This is a genomic window from Arthrobacter sp. JDC6 (genome assembly GCF_056484025.1).
Map to the genome: position 1 here is coordinate 75,820 of NZ_JBWHZN010000002.1, position 24,233 is coordinate 100,052.

Sequence of the window (24,233 nt, forward strand, 5' to 3'; positions counted from 1 at the left end):
TAAGCTCCACGCAATCGTCACCCACGCTCAGCAGGGATGTGGGACCAACTCGAAACGCTGTGCTAGCGAAACACTACTAAGGCACTACCGATTCACTAGCATTTTGGTAGCTGCCAGCGAAATCAACTGCACCAGAGACCTATGCGGGCTGATCTATTCGCCACACTGCCGCATCATCCGGGGGTAGCCAATACTCATCCCTTTCAGAATCAAACAAATCGACCTCATCGATCGCAAGCTGGAGTGTCTTGAACCTATCGAGGTAGGCATGCCAGATCGCGCGTTCGTGACGATTCCGCCGGATGTGGTCAAGGTAGTCGTCGAGCACTCCGAGCCTGGCGGCGAGCATGCGGAGGTTCACTGAAGTGGTTTTCCACGTTCTACCGTGGCGCTGGATCATGCCGAGTGTCTCCATCTCAGCCAATGCGGCCGAGCAGGCGTTGCGGCTGACACCACTGTTGCGGGCCACTTCCGCGGTGGTGGGGGAGTGGCGCCCACGTTCAATTGCCTCATAGGCAAGGGCAGCCACGTCTCCCAGGGCCCGAAACACGGGGCGGACGGCATGAATTTTTCCTTTCCGCCACGTTAGTTCCCGTGCAAGTTGTTGGTAGTGCTCAGGGAGTTGAATGAGGTAAACATCGGCCGCCTTCTGACGTGCGTCGGCGATCTTAGTGAGGATCCCATCAGAAGCTTGAACCAAGACGGGCAGCAGCCTGGCGATGGTGACGTGGTGTTTCCCCATCGCGACAGCAAGAGTGCGGCAACCGACATCCAGGATGTCTGTTTCTCTAGCCCGCATGTATCCCAACAATCCGCGGATCAGTAGACGGAGGCTGAGGCCTTCTCGACCGCGTTTTTGGAGTCTGTGGTCAAGGACTGCGTACAGAACATTTTCCAAGTCGTTCACGAGTTGGTGTACGGCAGCACTGCTGGGTTTGCTTGCCCCCCCGGTGGTTAAAGTGGCGCTTGTGTTGTTAATAAGTGCACTCCTTTCCCCGCGATTACGGGGGAGCGGTTTTCGGGCGCTCGAAGCTGCACCGGTGAAGGCCTGGGCTTTGGCCCACTCGTACGGAAGGAGCCTTGCCTGGCGTTCTGCAGATCCGTAGAGGGCAGCTAGGCCCGGGAACTGGCCGACGAGTTCGTTTTCTACGTGCTGCAGGGACCAGCCACAGGCACTGAAGTGGTTCAGCACGGCCATTCGGGCCTCGGACGGGCCCTTGTACTTAGCCGTGTCGTACAAACCGGTTCGTGCGACCCGTCGCAGCGGGGTCTCACTACTGGATCTCAGTGAGAGCGCCGGCAGCCCGCCGGTCCGTTGAGCGGCTACGGTCTTCGCTTCGCGGGCCTTGAGTGCGCGTTTGCGGGCCAGTTCCGGCGCCAACGCCGTACGCAGCTGCACTAAGCCCCGTGCTGGGTTGCGGCGGCGCAGGATGTCGTACGCCTGGGACAGGGGAGTGATGAGGGTTTGGTGGCCACCGGACTTGTGGATCGTTCCTGGGACACGGATGCACCCGTCTGTGATGTTCTGGTGGGGGCTCGGGTCAAGACTGGTGGCCATAAGGGCTAGCGCTTCGACCAGCTCCCGGGCCTCGGCTGCGTCCATCCGGTCGTGCAGCGGCACGTACAGGTGTCGTCCACCGCTGGGGGAGAAATCCTCCACGAACCTCATGCCGCACGCCGACAACAATTGGCCCACCCGGACCGCGTCCGAGTCCACCACGCCCTTCAGCGCCTTCGAGGTATCAAAGTCCAAGCACAGCGTGGAGACTCGGCCATCCGTGCCGTGCACCATTACAGCAGCAGGATGTCCCGGCAAAGACGGAGTGATCTTCGGCGCATTTTTCGGCCGAGGATATTGAAACCTCTGCCCAATCCACCGCCCCAACCGGTACGAAGGCGCGCCAGCAATCAGCGGAGCAAGACCCCATGCATCTTCCGGCTTGGGACGTGGAGCGACACTCACAAGGGCATGCGTTGACGTCAATACCGGTTCCGGTACCATAGGGACAGTAGTTCCTTTCGAGGTAACACAAATGGCACCCACAGCGTGGGTGTTGTAACAGCTCGGATCCGGATCTTGGCGGATGAGGGATCTGAGCGAAGGATTAGGAAGGTCCCTCCTTTTAGGAGGGGCCTTCTTCCGTTAGGAAGCCTTATCGATAGGCAGGGCTCCTTGTTCCTGGTGGTCGTCTATGTCAGGCCAAATAGGCAACCCGCGAGCATCCAGCCGGATGCTCATCAGGAGGCGTTCGGCTGCCTGTCCTTTGGAGAGCCCCATGTGGGTGGCAAGACGTTCCACCAGAGCTTTAGCATCGGCAGCAACGTCAACTTTGAGGACGACGTTGCCGGCCCCTGTACCCCGTACGCGTCTGTGGATGGCTGTACTCATAAACCCCAGCCTATAGGTACCGGTACCGTTAACTGCGCGGCCCGTTCGGCGTGTCGTTTCCATTAGACGAGGTCAGAAGCCTTTGGCCACCGCGGCGGCTGCGGCGAGCCACGCGCGTTGGGTGGCGGGTTGGAGGGCGTCGTAGCGGATGGGGCCGTTGACCAGGGCGGGGTCGTAGGGGATTCGGACTACGGCTCGTACATGGGGGGCGAAGCCGTCTGCGATCCGCCGGGCTTCATCCTTGGCGCGCTTGAGCGCATCGCCGCTCATGCTGCGTTTGGCGTCGGTGGACTCGGACACGATGACGACGGCGTTGCGGGCCAGCTCGGCATCGTGTCCGCCGCGGGATTCCAGCGTTTGGAGGGTCAGGCGCGCGGCCTCGGCGCGGTCTTCGATGGCTGTCACGGGGACCACGAGCTGGTTGGTGTGGTGGATCATTCGCCGCCAGTTGGCCGCGCGGGCCGTGTTTCCGGAGTCCATGACGATGAGCCGGTAGTAGCGGGTGAGTACCTGGTGGGCGATATCCACCTCCTCTGCGGTCACTTCATGGTCGCCCTCCTCGTTCTCGTCTGAGCGCAGGACGTCGAACTTGTCGGACGTCTGGTGGTGGACGAACTGGGCGATTTCGGCGGCTTGGGCGCTGGGGGAGAGCAGCGCCTTTGATGAGTCGATGAGATCCAGGACGCTGTTGTTATGGCCGCCCTGTTCGGTGCGCCAGCCGAGAGTGCCTTGGGATTCGTTGTTGTCCCAGGCCACGGTCGCTGCGCCGCTGTAGCGGGCCAGGATCGCACTGAGCATGACGACGGTGGGGGTTTTGTTCGCTCCGCCTTTGCGGTTGACGACAGCGACGGTGCGGGGGCCGGGCCAGTGCTGGCTCACTGTGCGGATGTCTTCGCGTTCGGCCAACTCTTCGGGTGAGGGGTCCATCCGGAAGCCCAGGCGGCTGAGAACGCCGCGCCAGCCGCGCGTGGCCGGCTGGAGCACGGGCGCGCTGATGAGGAATGAGGTGTCTTTGAGGCTGCGCCGGGTGGCAGGCTCCGCAGCGGCTGCTTTGGCGGCCGGTGCGGGCCCCTGGGCGGCCGCGGGCGTGACGGCTGCACCGAAGGTCACCGGCGCAGCGTCGACAGCTTGTGCCGGTACTTCTTCGGCCGGAGAGGCATCGGGGACCGAAGCTGGCGTGGGAGCCGGCGCGGCCTTGGTCGTGGCCTTGGCCGTCTCGGGCGAAGGGGCTGCTGTGTCCGGCAGAGGGTCCTGCTCCCGCCGCGGGGTGGGCTTGATCGGTGCGGCCTCGCTGACGACGCCTTCGGGGGAGACGATGATGAGGCCCTGCCCGTCCGGGTCGGTGGTGCTGACGCGGACGGGTCGGCCGAGCTGAGCCGCGGTTTCGGTGATGATTCGTAATGCATCGCTAAGGACGGCGGCTTCGTCGGCGGCCTCGATAGCGTGGGAGGTTCCGTTGATGGTGACTTCGCCGGTTCCGTTGGTGCGTAGAACGGCGTTGATCTTGGGGAAGTCGAGTGCTTGTGTTTCCATCATCTGTCCTTACTTTGTGCCGTTCGGGGGTGTGAAACGGTTGACCTGCCAGGGTTTGTCGGCTGCGCTGCGGAGCAGCTGCACGTCGTAGTCGCCGGCATCGGTGGGAAAGACGACATGGCAGCCAAAACCGTTGCTCTCTTCGATCCTGAGCTGGCCCGCTCCGGTGATCCTGGTGACCGGGATGTTGGCCGGGTCAACGTATTGGTAATCGGCGGTTGCTTGGGGGGTCAGGAGCTGGCCGAGTTCCTGGATCCAGACCTTGTCGGTGACTGCTGGTCGGGCATAGAGCGTCATGGCCTTGGTCGCGGTGTCCAGCGCGGCTGTTTTGCTTGCCTCGTCCCAGGCGATGCCCAGGGTAGCCGGTGCTGTGCCACCGGGAGCTTGGGGCTTGCCGCCCGCGCTGAGCGTGGCGGAGGTGGCGGCGGAAGCACTGGGCGATGGTTCCGCGGGTGTTGAGGTGGATACCGGCGCGCAGGCCGTGCACACGAGCAGGGCCGCGAGGGCTGTCAGGGCGCGTTTCATGGTTCCTCCAGTGAGTCGCTGCCGGGCAGGTAGAGAAAGGCGCTGGGAGTGCTGTTCTCTACGGTGCGGGTGTAATAGGTGTGGTCATTCGGGGCAGGGTTGCCGTTGTAGCCCTCTTCCACGAAGCTGCCGTCACGATTGACGGCTTTGACGACGGCGACGTGGCCGTAGGTGCCGTCGGCGCCCCCGGTGCCGGGGGAGTACCAAACGACAGCGCCGACACGGGGTGTTCCACCGGTGGGCCAGCCCTTGGCATCCCAGCCGTCTTTCCAGGTAAGGGCAGAGCCGAGCACCGCACCGTCAGGCCGGAAGGTGCCGTTCAGGACCTTGTAGGGGGCCGTGGTGCTGCCGAGTTGCTGGTTGACGCGCCAGAGGGCGAAGTCGACGCATTCGCGGTTGTACATGCCCAGCGGGGAGGGCTCGTAGATCTTGGCCGTGCGCCACGGCAGGTCATCGTCCTTGCCGGATTGCCCAGGGATGCCGCAGGAGCTTTCCCCGCCGGCATCGGTGATCTTTGCGTCGCCCAGGACGGCGACGACCTCGACGGCCGCCGCCCAGTAGGACTGGTAGTGGAACGGGTCGGCGTTGCGCTGGACCCGGTGCGCGGCCGTGGTGGGTTCGAGCTGTTCCCACCCGCTGATCTTCTGCAGGGCGGTAAAGAAGCTCATGGCTGAAGTCGTAGGGTCCATACGTTCCAGGTAGGTTCCCCACGCACCGTTGTCGCGCTGCTGGAACAGTCCCCGGGAGTCAGGGCCCGGACCATCGCCGTAGTCCAGGACACGTAGCCCAGATTCGCCCATGGCCGTCATGACACCGATCGTCTGCCCCCGGGCCGACAGGCCAAGGGCTTTTCCTGCGTTGATGACCAGGGCGGCGTTCTTCAGCTGCTCGCCCTCGTAACCGGCGACAGCGACCTTGGGCAGCTGGCTTGCGTCAACGCTGACGCTGAACCCGGTCGGTGAGCAGACGTCGGCCACGGCCTGAGAGCCCCCACCGAACAGGATGATGGACAGCACCAAGCCGGCGGGTACAAGGACGGCGCCGGCGACCAGCGCAGGCGCGCTCGTTCGTGATTGCATGTGTCCCCCTCACATCTGCTCGTCAGCTGCTTCGCCCTAGGGCTGGTCCTCGTCGTTCACTTCTGGTGTCTGGCCCTTCCTGAGCGTGTTCCGGTTCTCCCAGACCCAGTCCTTGACTTGATCTCTGGCGATCAACCATGTCTTCTCGACTTGGTAAGCAGGAATCACTCCGGTTTGGAGCCAGCGGTAGACGGTGTTTCGAGACAACCCGAAGATCTCCTCGAGGTCCTGGGGCGTAAGACGCTCCGGGTACTTGGCGAAGAGTGCTTCCAGGTACTTGGGGTCCACGCTCAGTCCGTCCCACCGCATAGAGCCAGCATAGACCACAAATTGGTACTGTGATGTACTGGAAGTGACTGAAAGGTACTAAACCTGTTGTTGGGGGTCACTTTTGGCCTTTCGTGTCGGATGGTACCGATACGATCTTTGCGGACATTAGTAGGGGAAGTGAAATGCCGGTCTCAAAGAACCGCTGGGTGACGCTCGGCGCAGAAACTATCGACGAACCCGTTCTTGCCTTCCCGGAAGAGCCGCCTTTCATCCCAACGGGGGCGACGAGGCCGCAACTGAGCGTTCCGCAACCGGACCACGCGGACCGGCTTCCCCGAAGGAACGCTGCGGGGAAGGAACCGGATTTTTGGTGGCTTGGCGTCCACGGCGGCGCGGGCGAAACGTCCCTTGCACGCCTGGACAAGAGCACCAAAGCCGCCGAGCATCACTGGCCCTTGACGGCAGCCGGATCCGTGATCGTCCTCGTTGCACGGTCCAATATCCCAGGCCTTCGCGCAGCACGGCTGGCGGCAACGGAATGGGCTTCGGGCTCACTTCCCGGGATCCACGTCGCCGGCCTCATGGTCATGGCTGACGCTCCCGGACGGCTCCCCAAAGAGATCCGCGACTTCGCCCGCGTCGTCGGTGGGGGAGTGCCCCACCTGTGGCATTTCCCGTGGGTCGACGGATGGCGTTACGGCCATGACGTCGCCACCGAGGAACTTCCCAAAGAAGCCCGCACCGTCCTCGAGCAGATACGCCTCGCCGTCGCTGCCACTGCCGGTCTCCCGGCCAAGTAGAAAGAAGAAAACCCAATGTTGTTCTCCAAGGCCCTCGAATGGTCAAGCTTTGCCATCACCGAGATACCGAACCCGGGCACCGGCGAGGCCCCTCCCGGCGCTGAAGGGTTGCTGACGATCCTCAAGTGGGTCGCCTGGATCGTCTTCGGCCTGGCCGTGGCCGGCATCCTGATCACAGCCGGAACGATGATGATCAACAACCGACGCGGCGAGGGCGGCGAGCACGCCGGCCGGCTGGCATGGGTCCTCGGCGGCTGCATCCTCGCAGCCTCCGCTGGCGGCGTCGTTGGCGCCCTGGTCTAAGGAGCTTTGCCATGACTGAACCGACAGTGAACGAAGACCAGAATCCGCTGACCAAACCTAAGTTCATCATCTCGGCCGTTGTCGTGGCGATCATTGTCGCGCTCGGGATCATCCTCGCCCTGGTTCCCAGAGGTGGGGAAACGGCGTCCCCTGAACCGAGCACCATCAACACAAGCACCAGCAGCGGTCAACCGACCGCGGCGTCGGCGTCCAGCGTGTGCGGCCTGCCATCCGGTGACCAGGCCAAGCCGGCCGCCGCACCCGCCGATACCAAATGGGAATTGGTCGGCAAGATCGCCGCACCAACATCGCCGACGCAATTCGGCCCCGGCAAGACCGAAACCAATGGACTCCGCTCCTGCTTTGCACACTCACCCACCGGGGCGCTCTACGCCGGGGCAAACATGATTGTTCTCGGGAGTTCTGGACGTCCCGACCTGTTGGCCCAGCATCTCGTGGTCGAGGGACCGGAACGAGACAAGATGCTGTCGGAGCCACCGACCAGCGCCCCGACGACGGCACCGTTTCAGATCGCGGGCTACAAGGTCGTGGACTACACCGGCGACCGCGCCGTCATTGAATACGGCCTCACAGCAGCAAACGGCAGCGTCGGGTCAGTGCCCGTGGCAATGCAGTGGCAAGGCGGCGATTGGAAATGGGTTCTGCCCGCCACTGGCATGGCAGAAGCACGACAGCTCTCTGATTTGAACAGCTTCATTAGTTGGGCGGGGGTCTAACTTTGTTTCCGGCCAACGAGAACGGGCAGCCCTGCAAACCGTGGGAAGTTGGATGCGTCGTTTCAGACTGGGCGAATGATCGTGCCAATGACGCGGTCAAGAACATGGCTCAGGCAGTCGCAGACGCTGTGGGAAACGTCGTCAAGACGCTTGGGACGTTTTGGGTGAATGTGGGAACTCCCGCTCTAACCGCAGCCCCGGGTGGGTCGACTGCGAGTGATCCGGTGTTGTTTCTGCAGAACAGTCTCTATTTCTGGACGGCTTCCTTGGCTGTGCTGTCCGTCCTCGTGGGTGCCGCCAAGATGACGATTGAGCGCAGGGGTGCACCGTTGCGGGATCTGGTGCGTTCGCTGGCGACCCTGATCGTCGTCTCCGGCGCTGGTGTCGCAGCAGTGGGACTGCTGACGGTTGCCGCTGATCAGTTCTCGGCTTGGATCATCACTAACTCCACGAACGGCACCTCGTTCAACGAGAACATCACAGCCTTGTTGGCGCTTTCGGCCACCAGCCCGCTCGGGTCGATCATGATCATTCTCCTAGGGCTGGTCGCGATTCTGGCCTCCGTCATGCAGATCGTGCTCATGATCATCCGCGGTGGCCTGCTCGTCATCCTGACGGGGATCTTCCCTACGGCTGCAGCTTTCACCAACACCGAAGCTGGCAAGGGGTGGTTCCAGAAGTGCACGGCATGGCTGATCGCCTTCATTCTCTACAAACCCGCGGCCGCCATTATCTACGCGACGGCCTTCCAGCTCAGCGGCAGCAAGATCTTCGGAAACGTTGGTGACGGCAAGGACTTCGGCTCCGCGCTCCTGACCACAGTCACCGGACTTGCTCTGATGATCATTGCCTTGTTCGCCATGCCAGCCCTCATGCGGTTCGTCACCCCCATGGTTGGCGCTGTCGCTGGCGGCAATGGCGCTCTGGCAGCAGGGACGGTCGGCGCACTGGCTTCCGGCGCCATCAGCATGGGCAGCGCCGGACGCGGCGGAGGGTCATCCACCAGCTCGACGACAACCAGCAGCACCTCGAGTCAAAGCCCCGGATCACAGGGCCCCTCAGGCACTGGCAGCCAAGGAACGGCAGGAACGTCCGGCACAGCAGGGAAGACGGGTACCCGGAGCGCCGGAGTCACTGGCGCGGCAGCATCTACCGGTGCCGGTAGTGCTGCTGCAGGCGGCGGAGCGGCCGTCAGCGGTGGCGCTGTGGCCGCGGGCGCGGGCGGTGTCGCCGTACTGGCCGCACAGAAGGGCGTTGAAGCAGGCCAGGCCGCTTCCGGGGCCATCAAAGACATGAGCGAAGAATCCACGGGGGGTGCCTGAGATGGCAGCTATCGAGAACACATACAGGGAACCGACCTACGGCAACTGGCGGCGTCCGCGCAAAGCGGGCATCGGCACCCTTGGCGGGCTGGCAACAGCCGGTTTGTTTGTTGGCCTCATTATCACGGTGATCTGTCTCTTTGTGGGCGGCTGGTTCGCCGGGCTCGTTGCTCTGTTCATTCTTGGGGTGGCGCTGGCGGTCGTCTCGGTGACCGACAAGCACAACAAGTCCGTGGGGGAGCGGGTCTTCGCCCGGCTGGCGTTCCGCTCCGCGCGGCGCAAGAAGGCCAACATCTACCGCTCCGGTCCGCTGGGACTGACGCCTTGGGGCGAGTTCCAGCTGCCTGGGATCTCTGCCGGTTCCAAGCTGTATGAGTTCACCGACTCCTATGGCCGCCCCTTCGCGCTGATCCACCTTCCCTCAACTGCGCACTACACCGTTGTCTTCGGCACCCAGCCCGACGGGGCATCCTTGGTTGATCCCGAGCAGATTGATGCCTGGGTGGCTAACTGGGGCGGCTGGCTGGCTTCGTTGTCGAATGAACCTGCCGTCGTGGCTGCATCCGTCACGGTCGAAACCGCACCCGATTCCGGGGCGCGGCTGCGCCGGGAAGTTGAATCGAACATCCATGACGATGCCCCTGACATTGCCAAGGCCATGCTCCGGGAGGCCCTGGCGACTTACCCGCAGGGTTCGGCCACGATCCGTGCTTGGGTCGCGCTGACGTTCAGTGCCGCTGCCCGGGCCGGCGGCAAGCGGCGCACGGCAGAAGAGATCGCTCGGGATCTCGCTTCGCGGCTTCCCAGCCTGACCGAGCGGCTGGAATCCACCGGCGCCGGAGCCTGCGCACCGTTGAATGCCCAGGAACTGTGTGAGGTCGTGCGGGTCGCGTACGACCCTGCAGCGGCACGGCTCATTGACGAAGCCCACTACCAGGGCACACCTGTGGACCTGGACTGGGGCGACGTTGGACCGTCCGCCCACCAAGCGGGCTGGGACGGCTACCGCCACGATTCCGGGCACTCGGTGTCCTGGACCATGACGGGCGCACCCCGCGGACACATCCTGGCCTCGGCTCTGGCCCGCTTGGTCGCACCGCACGGGGAGATTGCCCGCAAGCGGGTCACCTTGCTGTACCGGCCGATCGAAGCAGGCCGCGCGGCCGCCATCGTGGAATCTGACCAGACCAGCGCCCTGACCCGGGCCTCCTCGACTAACCGGCCCACCGCCCGCGCCCTGGTCGACGCCCGCGCGGCGCAGGCCACCGCAGCGGAGGAAGCCAAGGGTGCCGGGCTGGTCAACTTCGGCATGGTGGTCACGGCTACGGTGCTGTCCTCCCGTGACCTTGAGGACACTGTGGCCGTCGTGGAAGGCAATCTCGGTCCGTCGGCACGTCTGCTGTTGCGGCGCGCTTACGGCTCACAGGATTCTGCCTTTGCCGCGTCCCTGCCACTGGGTCTGGTCCTGCCCAAGCACTTGAAGGTTCCCGAAGAGATCCGCGAGGCCATGTGATGTTCGGCAGCAAGACCAAGTACCAGCGCACACAGGCCCCGGCCACGAAGCTCGCGGCCGCTGTCGCCCGCCGCCCGGGCCTTCGGGGCTGGCGCGGCCGCGGGCAGGGCGAAGCCGTGTACGTCACCGCGGCTGACGAGTGGCGCGGTACCTCGGTTCAGGTCTGCGGTCTCTGGCCGTTCGTGGGCGGGTCCGGGACACCGATCCTGGGTGTGCCGATCGGCGTGCACACCGACACCGGGGCGCCGTTCGGGGCAGATCCGATCAGCTGGTTCATGCACGGCATGATCAACAACCCCTCCATGTTCGTCCTCGGCCTGCCGCACTACGGCAAGTCCACCCTGGTCCGGCACATCGTCCTCGGCCTGGCAGGCCGGGGCATCAACCCATTGATCCTCGGTGACCTGAAACCGGACTACGTCGATCTGATCGAAGCCCTCGGCGGCCAGGTCATCAGCCTCGGTCCCGGACGCGGGCACTTGAACGTCCTGGACCCCGGCGAAGCCACAGGAGCCGGCGTCAGGCTGCTCGCCGCAGCCGAGGAACACCGCGCCACCGCCAACCGGGCCCTCAACGATCCAGATGGGGACCAGGCCGCGGCCGGGGAGTTGCTTGCTGCGGCGGTGAAGGCGGAGAAGCTCGCTGAACAGCTGATGGCCGACTCGCACAACCGGCGCCTGAACATGATCACGGCACTGATCACCATCGTGCGGAACGCCAAGCCCAGCGCCCACGAGGAATCCCTGATTGACCGGGCGCTGCACATCCTGGACGAGCGCCTGGACCGGGTTCCCCTGATCGGGGACCTGATCGAGGTCATCAAAGACGCGCCCGACGAGCTGCGGGCGATCGCCCTGGACCGTGGCGACATGAGCCGCTACCTCGACGCGACCGACCAGCTGCGCCAGTCCCTGTACTCCCTCGACGGCTCGGGCCGGTTCTCGGACATGTTCTCCAAGCCCACCGACCAGCCGATGGACCTGACCAAACCCGTGGTCTTCGACCTCTCAGGGATCTCCGACACCCAGCGCGACATCCAGGCCGCCTGCCTGCTGGCCTGCTGGTCAACCGGGTTCGCCACCGTCCAAGTCGCCCACACCCTGGCCGACGCCGGCCTGGAACCACGCCGGAACTACTTCGTCGTCATGGACGAACTCTGGAGGGCCCTGCGCTCCGGTGAAGGCATGGTCGACCGGGTCGACTCCCTCACCCGTCTCAACCGCACCGAGGGCGTCGGGCAGGCCATGATCACCCACACCATGAGCGACCTCGAAGCCCTGCCCACCGAATCCGAACGGATGAAAGCGCGCGGTTTCGTCGAACGCTCCGGCATGGTCGTCTGCGGCGCCCTGCCCGGGGCCGAAATGGAAAAACTCAACAAAGCCGTCACCCTCTCCAGGGCCGAACAGGCCCGCCTCATCTCCTGGGCCGACCCGGGATCATGGACCGACGTCGGCGGCTCCCGCAAACGCGTCCGCCCGGGCCTGGGCAAATTCCTCTTCAAAGTCGGCGGCCGCCCCGGAATCCCGGTCGCACTCAAACTCACCAGCGTCGAAGAACGGCTGCACGACACCAACAAACGCTGGACGATCAACAACACCGGCGAGGGGGCGAACTGATGGGCGCACCAAGCAGCGGCAAACGCTCCCGGCTCGACACCGAAACGGTCCTGCTGTGGGTGTTAATCACGGCCGTGGTGCTTGGTGTTGGCTCGGTGACCGGCGCCGTACACCTGGGATCGATGCTCTCCCGTGATGGCCAGAAGCTGCCGGCGAACCCGTTTGAACTGGTCTTCGGCCTGATCTCCCAGAAGGTCACCTGGCCCCCGGCCGCAACCTGGGTCCTGATCGGCTTCGCTGTCATCATCATCGTCGTCTCCGTCCTGGTGGTCCGGTCGGTGCTGCGCAAACGGTCCAAACGTTCCCGGGTGGACGCCGCCGCGCAGCACATGGCCAAAGGCCGCGACCTGCGCGCCCTCAGCCTGCGCGGTGCCACCGCCACCGCCGAACGCCTCGGCGTGACAGGATCACCCGGCGTCCCGGTCGGTAAGACCGTCCTCGGCGGACAGATGGTCTACGGGTCCTGGGAAGACATGCACATCGACATCTGGGGACCCCGCACAGGCAAGACGACATCCCGGGCGATCCCGGCGATCCTCGCCGCCCCGGGAGCGGCGCTGGTGACCTCGAACAAGCGGGACATCGTCGACGGAACCCGCGACGTCCGCGCCGCCGACGGCCCCGTATGGGTGTTCGACCCGCAGTCCGTCGCCCTCGAGGAACCCACGTGGTGGTGGAACCCCCTGTCCTACGTCACCGACGAGGTGAAAGCAGCACGCCTGGCCGACCACTTCGCCGCCGGTTCCCGTGGCCCCGACGCCAAAACCGACGCCTACTTCGACCCCGCCGGCCAGGACCTCCTCGCCGGGCTCCTCCTCGCCGCCGCCCTCGACAGCCGGCCGATCACGCAGGTCCACACCTGGCTGACCCGACCGGCTGACGATGAAGCGGTGGACATCCTCAAATCCCACGGCTTCACCCAGACCGCCAACGCCGTCGGCGGCGTCATCAACGCCCCCGAAAAACAGCGCGGCGGCGTGTACGGCACGGCACTGCAGATGGCCTCCTGCCTCACCAACCGCCAAGTCGCCCGCTGGGTCACCCCGCAGGGCGACAACGACACCCGGCCGCAGTTCGACCCTGCAGCATTCGTCCGCTCCAAAGGCACCCTGTACAGCCTGTCCAAGGAAGGCAAAGGCACCGCCGGCCCGCTCGTGACCGCGCTGACCGTGGCCACTGTCGAGGCCGCCGAAGAACTCGCCGTCCACTCGCCCGGCGGCCGGCTCGCCACACCCATGGTCGGTGTCCTGGACGAAGCAGCCAACGTCTGCCGCTGGCGGGAGCTCCCGAACCTTTACAGCCACTACGGATCCCGCGGCATCGTCCTGATGACCATCCTCCAATCCTGGTCCCAAGGCGTTGAAGTTTGGGGACGCGACGGGATGCGCAAACTCTGGAGCGCCTCCAACATCAAGGTCTACGGCGGCGGCGTCGCCGAAGCCGAATTCCTCAACGAGCTTGCCCAGCTCGTGGGGGAGTACAGGTACTCCAACATGACCAGAAGCCGCTCCAAACAAGGCACCTCCTACAGCCGCGACGACGACCGCAAGGAACGCACCCTGGACGTCTCGGACCTGGCCGCCTTTCCTCGCGGCCGGGCCATCATGTTCGCCTCCGGCACCCCCGCGGCGCTGCTGGAAACGGTGCCCTGGATGAGCGGACCGCAAGCTGACGCGGTCCGGGCCTCCATCGCCGCACACGACCCCGCGAACAAGCCGGCGGTCGCGGCCGGGAACCGGTGGATCGCCGCGGGCGCCTCACATGAGTGAGGGCCTGGGGGAGTGGGACGAAGAGCCGGACGACAATTCGGCCGGCGCGACGGAGTCGACCGAGGAGGACGCGCAAGCTCCTGAGTTGTTCTACCCGAATGTCGCCGAATTCGTCAGCAACAAGCTGGCCACGAGCTACCGCCGGCAACTGAACGTCCAAGGCGGGGTGACCTGGTGCCCGCAATGGTGGAAGCACGCCGAAGCCATTAGCCGCCTCGAAGCGCTCTGGCGCGCCTGGGAATTCCTGCGCCTGGACGGCACCACGGGGATGAGCGTCTGGTGGCGCGACCACGCAGACCACCACATGTCCGTCCTGCTCTCAACAGACGGCCCATTTAAAGGCTGCACCCCGGACGAAGGCCACCGCTCCAAACTCGCCCCGCTGCCCTGCGAGGAACCACCCGCAGGGCTGTTCTAAACCGGCTGTTTCCAACGCTCAAGGTGACCTCGCGAGCTGTCCACAGTTGGGGTCAATCCGGGTTATCCACGGCTGAAAACCGGGAGCCACCAGGAAAGCTCCCTCAGCAGAAGTAGCGGTGGATAACCCACCAGGATTGTCCCCCGCCTGCGGGCAGCGGAAAAGCAGTCCAGACGGGTTCTGAACCGGAGCGCCGATTTACCGGACGTGGATGCTTACCCCGGCCATTCGCTGGTCCAAGTCCGCCGGTAGCGAAAGGCTTCGTCAGGCGTGGCTTTCCTCGTCTAACTGTCGGAGCCTGCCGGTACGGTAGGTGCTACGCCCGGAGTCACGTCCGATGACCTGGAGAAGAAAGGCGCCGCATGAGTGAGTTCGAGGGGCTTCCTGCCCGCGGAGTGGTGTTCTGGCCGGTTGGTACCGGAGACAGCACCACGGTGGTAGTTGACGATCTGGTCGTGATGCAGGTTGACATTCACGATATGGCGAAGGCGGACGATGATGACACACCCGAGGTTGCGGTGGTGGACCGTCTTGTCGAGGCGCTCCCAGCGGTCGGGGGCAAGCCTTATCTCGCGACGTTTGTACTAACCCATGCCGACAAGGACCACTGCCTGGGTTTCGCTGACCTCCTGCAGCAGGTGACGATTGGGGAGTTGTGGGCGACACCGCGCCTCTGGCGCGAGTACAACGACCCTGACGCTCCGGAGCTGTGCAGCGACGCTGTTGCGTTCCGTGAGGAGTCGGAGCGGCGAATCGAGGCCACGATGAAGGCCGTGAGCGCTGGTGGCGTCCCGGCGAGTGGCGATCGAATTCGTGTTGTCGGCTATGACGATGAGCAAAGCTCGCATGCCTACAGCGAGTTGCCCGAAGAATATCTGGCCTGGCCCGGCCAGTCGCTGACGATGCTTGATGGAAACGAGTGCGCCGGCGTGTTCGAGGCGTTTATCCACGCCCCCTTTAGGGACGACGCAGCCGCCGCTCGAAACGAGACCTCTCTGTCGATGCAGGTTACGTTGACGGACGAAACGGGTGTTGATGGGAAAGTGCTGCTGTTCGGCGACCTTGCCCATGACACGATCATGAAGGTCTTCGATTACAGCGAGTACTACAACCGTGAGCAGTACCTCGCGTGGGATTTGCTGCTGGCACCGCATCATTGCTCCAAGCGGGTGATGTACAAGAGGGATGCCGAGGGCACGGAGCAGCTCCAGATGGATGTGCTCAATGCATTCGAGCGCAACGCACGTCCTGGCGGGACCGTTGTGTGTAGCAGCGCGGTGTTCCCGGATGTAGACGTCGACGGGAACAATCCTCCGCACAAGATGGCGGCTGACCGATACGCGGAGATCTCCGATGAGGTCATCTGCACAATGTCATGGGTGGATGAGGGAGCGCCCTCCCCGGTTGTGTTTGGTGTCGATGCGGCTGGTGCCCGCATCATCCGCGGCGACCTCGTCAAGTCGGCAGCATCCGAGGCCGCGGCAGAACTCGCAGCATCGGCAGTCGGCCGGCGGTTCGCTGCCGTCACCGCGGCCGCCGTAGCGGTGGCGAACAAGATTCCGCGGTCGGCTGCGGCCACCACGGTCGTTGCTGGCCCCGAGCGGGTAGACGCGGCCGTGACCTCTGACCGGGGCGGCCGGCATGCACCGGAGACGCCGGTCGGGTTCGGTCGTTGAGCGAACTCGCGCAACGGCAGCTTACCGAACTTGCGGAAATCAGCGACGGTGCTATCCAGCTGCTGGGAACTGTAACCGAGAGCGGCCTGACCACTCTCACGGTCTCGCTCGACACGTCAGGGATCGAGACCGCCAATGGCGGAATCCGGTTGCGCGCACGGGAACGGTTCGAAATCATCGTCGGCCCGTCCTTCCCCGACTTGCACCCGGACGTCAACGTCGCGCATCGACGGTGGGCAGGAACACCCCACGTCCAATGGGGACGCCACCTCTGCCTGTACGCGGCACCTTCCGTGGAATGGAACCCGGCCGACGGAATGCGCGGGTTGATCGCAAGACTAAATCTGTGGCTTCAACGCGCTGCAGCCGGCGAGCTGGACCCGGCTGGACGGCCACTGCACCCACCAGTCGCATACCACTCATACAAGCACGGCTGGGTCGTTGTCCGCCCGGACTTGGGAGATCTTGTGCCCTGGACAAACGCCGGACCAGAACGAGTGAAACTCCTCTACGCATGGTGCGCGAAACGCGGTAAGCGGATTGACGTCCTCGAATGGCTTACCAGGCAACAGATCATTGACCGGCTCGTTGCAGACGACCTGCGCGCGCAGGGCGAGAACGGCGTAGCGTACTTCGCTGCGCCGCTCGTGCTGATCAGCGACACCCTCGAAATGGAGTACCCAACCACGGCTGCACTCCTCGCAGGCGCCCTCGACACCTACGGCCTCAACCGCGACGAACTCCTACGGGTCCTCGTCAACGCCCGGATAATCAACAAAGCCATCGGCGTGACACTTGAGGGCGATGACGCCGTACCGGCGATGATGCTGCTGGGGACACCCGCGCGCCGCCTCGAACCGGGAGTACTCCTCGCGCATATCACAGCCTGGCATCTTGATGACCTCGGCGCGGACATCACCGACCTACTCCAAGAGGTCAGTCCAGAGCACGTTGAGCTCGCCGCACGGGTGCGAAAATTGGCCCATGACTGGCTCGGCTTCGCCAGGCTGCAGTGGATGGTCATCCACGAAGCCCGCCCAGAAGTGACGCGGCGTCGAGATGCCGGCTCACCTCTCCAGTGGCTGGCCGGCAAAAGGGTACTGGTGCTGGGTTGCGGAGCCCTCGGAGCACCGATCGCTGAACAATGCATCCGGGCAGGAGTCGCGCAGCTCCATGTGATTGACAAGGGAGCAGTCACACCCGGAATCCTCCTCCGGCAGCCATACGAAGACGCGGACATCGGCTACAACAAGGCCGAACGCCTCGCGACCCGGTTGTCTCGAATCCGGCACGACCTGACAGTGACAAGCTCAAGCGCGAACATCGTGACAGGGACACTTACCGACCCTGCAGACCTGCTCCAGTACGATCTCATCGTCGACGCAACAGCTGACATCGGTGTTCGCGTCGGTATTGAACGAGCCCGTGGAGCCATCCGCGCCGAGTGGCCGGCGACCATCAGTGCGCTGTTCGGGCACACAGCACAACGTGGTGTGGCCACAATCTCCCTGCCGGGAGCGACCGGAAGCGGCCACGACATCCTCCGCCGCCTTTCCATCGATACCGCTATCACGGCACCTGCCGGATGGAAGGACCTCGCCGACGATCTCTTCCCAAATCCGCCACGAACCGAGCGGTTCTTCCCCGAACCGGGCTGCTCCGCCCCCACGTTCACTGGTTCCGCCGCAGAGACAGCAGCACTTGCCTCAGCGCTACTCGTCTCCGCGGTCTCAGTCCTTGCCAGCACGGACGCTGAACCCATGACCGCAATTGGCTGCGACCTCTCCCCTGAAGTGAGGGGCCCGCGACCCGTACGCCTCGGGTGGAGAAATGACGTGATCCTCCCAGACAAGACCGGAAATTATGAGGTCCGCATTAACGCTCGCGCCCTAGCGGAGTTGCGCACAGAAACCCGTCGTGGGCGCAGAGTCCGCGGCGGACGGATCGAAACTGGCGGGATGCTGCTGGGGAGTTTTGACGAAGCGACGCAGACGGTCCTCATCGACACGGTCGCAGGTCCTTCACCGGACAGCCACCTTTCGGCTGCATACTTCGATCACGGTACAGAAGGAACACAAGAAATCGTTACCTCCCTTAGCACCGCCACTGCGAATCGGGTCGGGTTTGTGGGCATGTGGCACACGCATCCTTACGGAGTCGCCTCCCCCAGCGACAGGGACGAGGAAGGCATGGCCGACATCGTCGCGATGGACGGTGGCAGCCGCCGTGCGCTAATGCTCATCCTCGGGGGTAATGCTCCTATTTGGGAGGGTTGGCTCGATAGCGGGACCCTGCCCAACATTTACGCCCGGGTGATCAATCGGAACCCCGCCAGCCGACAGGAGGGAATGGTCGCGCCGTTCCTCACCTCTTCGGGTGCCTGGTTCCCTGGGGGATATACCTATCCAACAGGGCAATTCCCTACGGGTGCCGGAGAACGCGCAGGGATCGGCAGGGACCAATGAGCCCGAGGATTGGACTCGCGTTGTCTGGGGGCGGCTTTCGCGCAACAGCGTTCGGCCTCGGCAGCCTACGAGCCCTTCACGATCGCAATCTTCTTCCCCAGGTGACTGTCGTTTCGGGCATCAGTGGGGGGAGCCTCCTCGCTGCGATGTGGGCTTACGGACCGGAACGATTCGATGAGTTTGACGACTCCGTCACTACGCTCCTGCGTGGGGGACTCCAAACTGAGCTTGCTCGACGTGCCTTCACGCCACGGGCAGCGGGGCGTGCAATCGCCAGCGCTGTCCGGGCACTTGCCTCGAAGGAGGGGCGCTCCTATTCCCGCACTGATGCACTCGTCGATGCCCTGTCGTCGCGTAATTTCGGAGCCAAGCTCATCACTGATGTGACCCATGCAGGCATCGAGACCGTGATTTCGTCCACAGACATGAGAACCGGTAACGCAGTGCGATTCGGCAGCGCTCTCAGCGCATCTTCGCCGTTCGGGACAATCCTCGATGAGGTAACTGTTGCGGAAGCAGTCGCAGCCTCAGCGGCGTTCCCAGTTTTACTTCCCGCTTTGTGCCGAAGTTACGAATTCCTTGGTAGAGACGGTGATCGACGTAGCGAGCGATTGTCTTTGACCGACGGTGGTGTATACGACAACCTTGGCCTTGCTCCCTTACTCCCTGGCCGCTCAACCAAGTACAGTTCCCACGTATTCGATCTCGATTACATTGTCGCCGTCGACGCCGGACGCGGACGTACTGAGCGTTCCGCGGCTCGATTCATGGCCGGCAGGCTCGCCCAAAGTTTTGACATCACACACACAAAATCTCAGGACTCTGCCCGAAGCCGGATTCACTTGGCCCGCGAGCACGCGGAGGTAAAGGGCATTGTTCACGTCTACCTCGGCATGCGAGATGAGCGGCTGCCAATGCCCTTGGCGGACCTCGTCCCACGCGCAAGAGTCCAAAATTATCCGACGAACTTCGCTCCAATGAGGGATGTTGATTTGGACGCCATTGCGATCCGCGGGGAACAGCTCACTCGGACGCTGCTCAACAACTACACCCCCGACCTTGGAGGATAGTTTGCTACCCCTAGCTGCTTGTTCCCGTTCCTTGTTCCCGCGGCCGTAGACCTGCCCGGGGCTGCTGGGTGTCGGACCAGCGGAGTTTGTGCCAACAGTTTCTGCACAAAACAGAGAGATCGGGCATCCCTTGGGCAGGAGGGTTCGCCAGCGTAACCGTCCGGTTGGAATCTAGACCCTTCCGTCGAAGTGTGCCAATTGGCTGGTCGGGGCCCTATTCTGACGCTTTTGTCCTTGCTGCCTGACGTCAGGTTGGGGTGTAGTTCAGTCTGATCGGAGTTCTGAAGGACCGCGTAGCGCAAGAACTGCAGTAGGAGATGTAACTAGCCGTTGTTGACAACAGCGTGGCCAAAACAGGCATAATGGATAGGCCCTCTGTTTAAACCGATGAGTCGGAACTGGCCGATAAGAACCATATGTCGTCTAGTACTCTGCGAATACCACCAGATGAATCAATCTGAAACATGCGGTTTTCCGGTTTGCCACATGAAATGGATCTCTGCCCGCAACCTGAAGTACATGACGGCGATCGTGCGCGCCTGGGAATCATTGCGACAACGTAGCAAGTGCCACAGCTTGTGGCACATTTGCGGTCGGAGCCACATCCGCACCGTTCTCGACTAGGGCGTGTCTCCTAAATTCAAGTTGGTTTAGCCGGGATGCTTGATGGGTGTCGCGTACTTCTGTTTTGACCGATGGGCAGTGGGCCCGCATCCAGCCGTTGTTGCCGTCCTCTGATGGTCGTCGGGGTCGTCCTTTCCGGGATGACCGGCGCGTGGTCGAGGGCATCATTTACCGGTATCGGTGCGGGATCGCGTGGCGGGATGTGCCTGCCGAGTTCGGTCCGTGGCAGACCATTTGGAAGCGTCACCGTCGCTATAGCGGTGACGGAACGTGGGACAGCATCCTGGCTGCATTGCTGACGGTCGCGGACTCTCAGGGTGAAGTGGATTGGTCGGTCTCGGTCGATTCGACGGTGAACCGTGCCCACCAGCACGGCACCAACCTGCCGCGCACCACAGGGGGCCGGTTCGAATTACATGAATCTGTTTGCTGAGCCGGACGATCATGCGGTTGGACGGTCCCGGGGCGGATTGAGCACCAAGATTCACGCCTTGGTTGATGGCAAAGGCAGGCCCTTGGTTCTGCTAGTCGCTCCGGGCCAGGGCGGGGACGCGCCGATGTTCGCCCACCTCATGAACCAGCTGAAGATCAACCGGGCGGGTCAGGGCAGACCCAGAACCCGCCCGGACCGCGTCCGCGGTGACAAGGCCTACTCCTCGAGAGCGATCCGAACCCACCTCCGCGACCGCGGTATTACCGCAGTCATCCCGCAACCGTCCGACCAGATTGGCCACCGAAAGCGACGAGGTTCCACCGGTGGCAGGCCGCCTGCCTTCGACAAAGAGGACTACAAGGGCCGAAATGTCGTCGAACGAAACTTCAACATCTTCAAGCAATGGCGGGCCCTGGCGACCCGCTATGACAAGCTCGCCCTGACTTACCGCGGCGGAGCAGTTCTCCGGGCAATCATCATCTGGCTGACAGCTTTAGGAGACACGCCCTAGCGAACGAGGAAGAATTCCTGCGCAGCGTTCGATCGTGTGAATCACGGGGCCGGGTAAGGATGAAAGCGGTGGCGGCGTCCTGGTTGGGCGTTCACCGGCCCAGCTCTTGATGTTGCAATAGCTCGAGGGCGCCGCAACTATCCGTCAGGGACAGTTCAAGCCGTTCCGATTCGGGGTAGCGCACCACAGGGTTCTCGCCGCCCCATATCTGTACCGACTGGTCTGGGCCCCACTGCGGCCATCCCGGGTTTCCGGTTGCGGCGAAGCGGGTCCATGCGCTGCGCATCCGGATGCCGGATTCGATCACTGAGTCAGTTGGCTCCGGGATCAGCGCTCCCATTCCGGTGTCCAGGGTGTTGAAGGTCAAGGGCAAGTCAATGGCGTGCGGGGAGCCCATGCCCCCTACCGGGTCGATGCACAGCTCGTAGACGAACACGTGTCCCCCGGCGTCGGCGCCGGCCATGGCAGCCTGCAGTGTAGGGGCGAGGAACAGGTAGTCGGTATTGACCTTTTCGTAGAGCTCCCCGGGTTCTGCTTGCGGCATAATGGCGCGGTAGCCGTCGGCGTCTCCGTTGGGTGCGAAGATGTGCAGGGCGGTGTCCGCTTCTTCCGTGGTGATGCTAAACCGCTTTTGTTGGGCGGTGAAAAGACGGTATTCGTCGCGGGTATGGCCGGTGATTATGGGTATTTCGCGGGCGGCGCCATTTCGAAGCGCCGTCCATGGGTCCTCCGGCATCGTGTCTCCGTCCACGATCGGCCCAAAGATCGGCCCAAACGACGAGGAAGTGTAGGCGAGGGTACCCCATTCGTCGGCGCGGTTTCCCATGGTGCTGATGACCAGCCGCGTTGCGTCGGCCAGCGTCTGAGGAGTCAACGTCGCAAGGGTGCGTGCATCTGCTGTTCCTTCGATGCCGGCTGCGGCGGCGACGGCCTGGGTGACCGAGTGCGCGAGTGGTGGGGAGACGAACATCCGAGGAATACTCTGGGCGATGGCCCGATGGAACAGATTGCGGGCGCGTGGCATGGTTAGCAGGGCCAGGACACATCCGGCGCCTGCGGATTCTCCGAAGATTGTGACCTTTTGCGGGTCACCTCCGAAGCCGGCAATGTTGTCCCGCACCCATTCCAGTGCCGCGATCTGGTCGAGGATCCCGCGGTTGGAAACGGCGCCGTCGATCTGTCCGAAGCCGTCCACACCCATCCGGTAGTTCACGGTGACAACCAGGACGCCCTCGCGGACCAGTGCGGTCCCGTTGTACGCCCGTTCTGAACCTGCCCCGGCGAGGTAGGCTCCGCCGTGGAACCACACCATGACCGGCAATGCCTCTGGAGCTGCACTCGGGGCCCAGATGTTGAGGGTCAGACAGTCAGGTGCCGGATCGGTTGACGGCGGGATCTCCGAGCCAGGCAGTTGCAGGCCCTGGGGCGCCGGGGGCCCGTACGAGGAGGCATCGCGAACAGAGCTCCATGGAGTAGGGGCCTGGGGCGGTGCGAATCGGTGCCGGCCCCAGGGCGGCGCGGCGTAGGGGATCCCGAGCCAACTGCGCACCCCGTCATCTTCACGGCCTTGGACTGGACCTGTTTGAGTTAGCACCGGGTTGAGCATGGAACCGACCTTTCATAATTTGCAGAGAATATTTCTGCATTCAAGAGAATGACTGAAAATGTGACGTTCGTCAACCCCTCTGACATGAAAATTAGGTGAGTGCGGTGGGGTGCGTGGGGTGAGCGGTGTTATCCGGTCTGTTGCAGGGGTTCGAGAATGACTTGATAGCCGAGGGATTCTAGTTGTCTGACGGCCCGGGCCATGGTTTTAACGGGTGTCTGCCGGGTGAAGTAGTCGGCGCCGGGGTCGTTGTAGAGTTCGCCGGTGGTGAGCATGTGCCACGCTGCGGTGAGGATGGAGTGTTCGACGGCGACGAGGGCTTTGGCGGGTCCGCGCCGGGAGGCAATGCGCCGGTATCTGGCACCGAGGTAGGTGTTCTTCGATTTCGCGCAGGACAGAGCAGCGATGCCCAGGGCACCTTTGAGGTACCGGTTGCCGGGCCGTGTTTTGGTGGATTTGACCCGTCCGGCGGATTCGTTGGATCCCGGGGAAGTACCGGCCCAGGATGCCAGCTGCCCTGCGGTGGCGAATGCGCTCATGTCGGCGCCGGTTTCGGCGATGAAGATTTCCGCGATGGTGGTGCTGAACCCCGGGATGCTCACGAGGAGCTCCCGGGCGAAACGAAAGGGCTCCATCGCCGCCTCGATCCTGGCGCTGAGGTCGTTGATATCGGCGGTGTGGGCATCAATCCGGTGCAGATAGAGTCCGGTCATGTAGCGGTGGTGTTCGGTGAACCGGCCGTTGAGGGCTTGGGTGAGTTCAGGGATTTTGGACCGCAGCCGGCGTTGGGCCATCTCTGCCAGGGCCGCGGGGTCGGTCTGCCCGTCGATGAGTGCTTGGAGGATCAGTCGTCCGGAGACCCCGGTGATGTTCGAAGCTACCGAGGATAGTTTGATGCAGGCGTCCTCGAGGAGTTTCTCCAGGCGCTGGATTTCCCGGGTCCGTTCCTGAGTGATGATGGTCCGGGCCCGGGTCAGGTCCCGCAGTTCACGGATCGGAGGCGGGGGCACGAAGGAGGCCCGGACCAGCCCGTGGGCGCCCAGGTCGGCAAGCCAGGCAGCGTCGGAAACGTCGGTTTTGCGGCCCGGGACGTTCCTGGCGTCATGGGCATTGACCAGGATGATGTTCAGTCCGTCGTCTTCAAGCAGGTAGTAGAAGGGGCGCCAGTAATCACCGGTGGCCTCCATGACCACCAGATCCACGTGCTCGTCCAGGAGGTGTTCCTTTAGCCCCAGGATCTGCCCCGTCATCGAACCCCAGGTCGTGATGGTGGATGTGGTGGACCGGCCGCCGCGGCCCTGGATGCGGACACAGACCTTCGCGTCCTTCTTTGAAATATCGACACCCGCGCAGCGCGGGTGAATGACCTCCATGAGAGCTCACCCTTCCTCGAACAGTCCAACAGATGGCGTCTGTGTCCCGGGGAAGGCGGATAAACAACAAATCTGACATTCGTGCTCAACGGCAACATTCCACGGTCCCGCGGACAAAAGCTGCGCCCTCCACCACCAAACTCACTTACAGGCTCACCGGCACTAAAGAGAGACCGGGGTCGACCGGAACACACTCTT

20 protein-coding genes are annotated in these 24,233 nt (G+C 63.5%); 12 read left to right on the forward strand and 8 right to left on the reverse strand.

Annotation, left to right across the window (positions count from 1 at the left end):
• Nucleotides 1-139: 139 nt before the first annotated feature.
• The 6 genes from ACV095_RS21370 to ACV095_RS21395 form a co-directional block, all read right to left on the reverse strand.
• A complete protein-coding gene (locus ACV095_RS21370) occupies nt 140-1,753 on the reverse strand; it encodes a hypothetical protein (protein WP_286404961.1) in 1,614 nt (537 codons plus the stop codon).
• A gap of 390 nt (nt 1,754-2,143) precedes the next feature.
• Nucleotides 2,144-2,389: a hypothetical protein gene (locus ACV095_RS21375; protein ID WP_264963381.1), complete on the reverse strand. Its 246-nt coding sequence runs from the start codon at nt 2,387-2,389 to the stop codon at nt 2,144-2,146.
• 72 nt (nt 2,390-2,461) lie between these two features.
• A complete protein-coding gene (locus tag ACV095_RS21380; protein WP_264963380.1) occupies nt 2,462-3,925 on the reverse strand; it encodes a MinD/ParA family ATP-binding protein in 1,464 nt (487 codons plus the stop codon).
• A gap of 6 nt (nt 3,926-3,931) precedes the next feature.
• Nucleotides 3,932-4,447 carry a hypothetical protein gene (locus ACV095_RS21385; RefSeq protein ID WP_264963379.1) on the reverse strand — a complete coding sequence of 172 codons (516 nt, stop codon included), beginning with the start codon at nt 4,445-4,447 and terminating at the stop codon, nt 3,932-3,934.
• Complete coding sequence (locus ACV095_RS21390) at nt 4,444-5,526, reverse strand: CHAP domain-containing protein (protein ID WP_264963378.1); 1,083 nt, start codon at nt 5,524-5,526, stop codon at nt 4,444-4,446. Before ACV095_RS21390 ends, ACV095_RS21385 begins: the two co-directional genes overlap by 4 nt.
• Nucleotides 5,527-5,562: 36 nt before the next feature.
• Nucleotides 5,563-5,835 carry a helix-turn-helix domain-containing protein gene (locus ACV095_RS21395; protein WP_011689726.1) on the reverse strand — a complete coding sequence of 91 codons (273 nt, stop codon included), beginning with the start codon at nt 5,833-5,835 and terminating at the stop codon, nt 5,563-5,565.
• Between the two features lie 143 nt (nt 5,836-5,978).
• Here ACV095_RS21395 and ACV095_RS21400 point away from each other — a divergent pair, with 143 nt between their 5' ends.
• The 12 genes from ACV095_RS21400 to ACV095_RS21455 all read left to right on the forward strand — a co-directional run bounded on the left by ACV095_RS21400 (nt 5,979) and on the right by ACV095_RS21455 (nt 21,056).
• Complete coding sequence (locus ACV095_RS21400) at nt 5,979-6,596, forward strand: DUF6668 family protein (RefSeq protein ID WP_264963377.1); 618 nt, start codon at nt 5,979-5,981, stop codon at nt 6,594-6,596.
• Nucleotides 6,597-6,611: 15 nt separating this feature from the next.
• A complete protein-coding gene (locus tag ACV095_RS21405; protein ID WP_264963376.1) occupies nt 6,612-6,899 on the forward strand; it encodes a hypothetical protein in 288 nt (95 codons plus the stop codon).
• 11 nt (nt 6,900-6,910) lie between these two features.
• On the forward strand, nt 6,911-7,636 hold the full coding sequence (locus tag ACV095_RS21410; protein ID WP_264963375.1) for a DUF8175 domain-containg protein: 726 nt from the start codon (nt 6,911-6,913) through the stop codon (nt 7,634-7,636).
• Between the two features lie 2 nt (nt 7,637-7,638).
• On the forward strand, nt 7,639-8,958 hold the full coding sequence (locus ACV095_RS21415) for a TrbL/VirB6 family protein (RefSeq protein ID WP_478223497.1): 1,320 nt from the start codon (nt 7,639-7,641) through the stop codon (nt 8,956-8,958).
• A 1-nt stretch (nt 8,959) separates the two neighbouring features.
• Entirely contained in the window at nt 8,960-10,471 is a 1,512-nt protein-coding gene (locus tag ACV095_RS21420) for an SCO6880 family protein (RefSeq protein ID WP_286404984.1), read from the forward strand.
• Nucleotides 10,471-12,090 carry an ATP/GTP-binding protein gene (locus tag ACV095_RS21425; RefSeq protein ID WP_478223498.1) on the forward strand — a complete coding sequence of 540 codons (1,620 nt, stop codon included), beginning with the start codon at nt 10,471-10,473 and terminating at the stop codon, nt 12,088-12,090. The genes ACV095_RS21420 and ACV095_RS21425 overlap by 1 nt, the downstream gene beginning before the upstream one ends.
• A complete protein-coding gene (locus tag ACV095_RS21430) occupies nt 12,090-13,859 on the forward strand; it encodes a type IV secretory system conjugative DNA transfer family protein (RefSeq protein ID WP_478223499.1) in 1,770 nt (589 codons plus the stop codon). The genes ACV095_RS21425 and ACV095_RS21430 overlap by 1 nt, the downstream gene beginning before the upstream one ends.
• On the forward strand, nt 13,852-14,277 hold the full coding sequence (locus ACV095_RS21435) for a DUF4913 domain-containing protein (protein WP_264963370.1): 426 nt from the start codon (nt 13,852-13,854) through the stop codon (nt 14,275-14,277). Before ACV095_RS21430 ends, ACV095_RS21435 begins: the two co-directional genes overlap by 8 nt.
• Nucleotides 14,278-14,639: 362 nt before the next feature.
• Nucleotides 14,640-15,953, forward strand: a complete 1,314-nt coding sequence (locus ACV095_RS21440; RefSeq protein ID WP_264963369.1) for a ComEC/Rec2 family competence protein — start codon at nt 14,640-14,642, stop codon at nt 15,951-15,953.
• Nucleotides 15,950-18,418, forward strand: a complete 2,469-nt coding sequence (locus ACV095_RS21445; RefSeq protein WP_264963368.1) for a ThiF family adenylyltransferase — start codon at nt 15,950-15,952, stop codon at nt 18,416-18,418. Before ACV095_RS21440 ends, ACV095_RS21445 begins: the two co-directional genes overlap by 4 nt.
• Entirely contained in the window at nt 18,415-19,488 is a 1,074-nt protein-coding gene (locus ACV095_RS21450; RefSeq protein WP_286404973.1) for a patatin-like phospholipase family protein, read from the forward strand. Before ACV095_RS21445 ends, ACV095_RS21450 begins: the two co-directional genes overlap by 4 nt.
• A gap of 670 nt (nt 19,489-20,158) precedes the next feature.
• Nucleotides 20,159-21,056, forward strand: a protein-coding gene (locus ACV095_RS21455; protein WP_152683474.1) for an IS5 family transposase whose coding sequence is annotated in 2 segments (ribosomal slippage) — nt 20,159-20,509 and nt 20,511-21,056 — 897 coding nt in all. Because the reading frame shifts where the segments join, the coding sequence is not laid out codon by codon here.
• Between the two features lie 91 nt (nt 21,057-21,147).
• On the opposite strand, the gene ACV095_RS21460 is transcribed toward ACV095_RS21455, so the two are convergent.
• Together ACV095_RS21460 and ACV095_RS21465 are read right to left on the reverse strand one after the other, a co-directional pair.
• Nucleotides 21,148-22,662, reverse strand: a complete 1,515-nt coding sequence (locus tag ACV095_RS21460) for a carboxylesterase/lipase family protein (RefSeq protein WP_286404975.1) — start codon at nt 22,660-22,662, stop codon at nt 21,148-21,150.
• Nucleotides 22,663-22,790: 128 nt separating this feature from the next.
• On the reverse strand, nt 22,791-24,035 hold the full coding sequence (locus ACV095_RS21465) for an IS110-like element ISArsp3 family transposase (protein WP_011689782.1): 1,245 nt from the start codon (nt 24,033-24,035) through the stop codon (nt 22,791-22,793).
• Nucleotides 24,036-24,233: the final 198 nt, after the last annotated feature.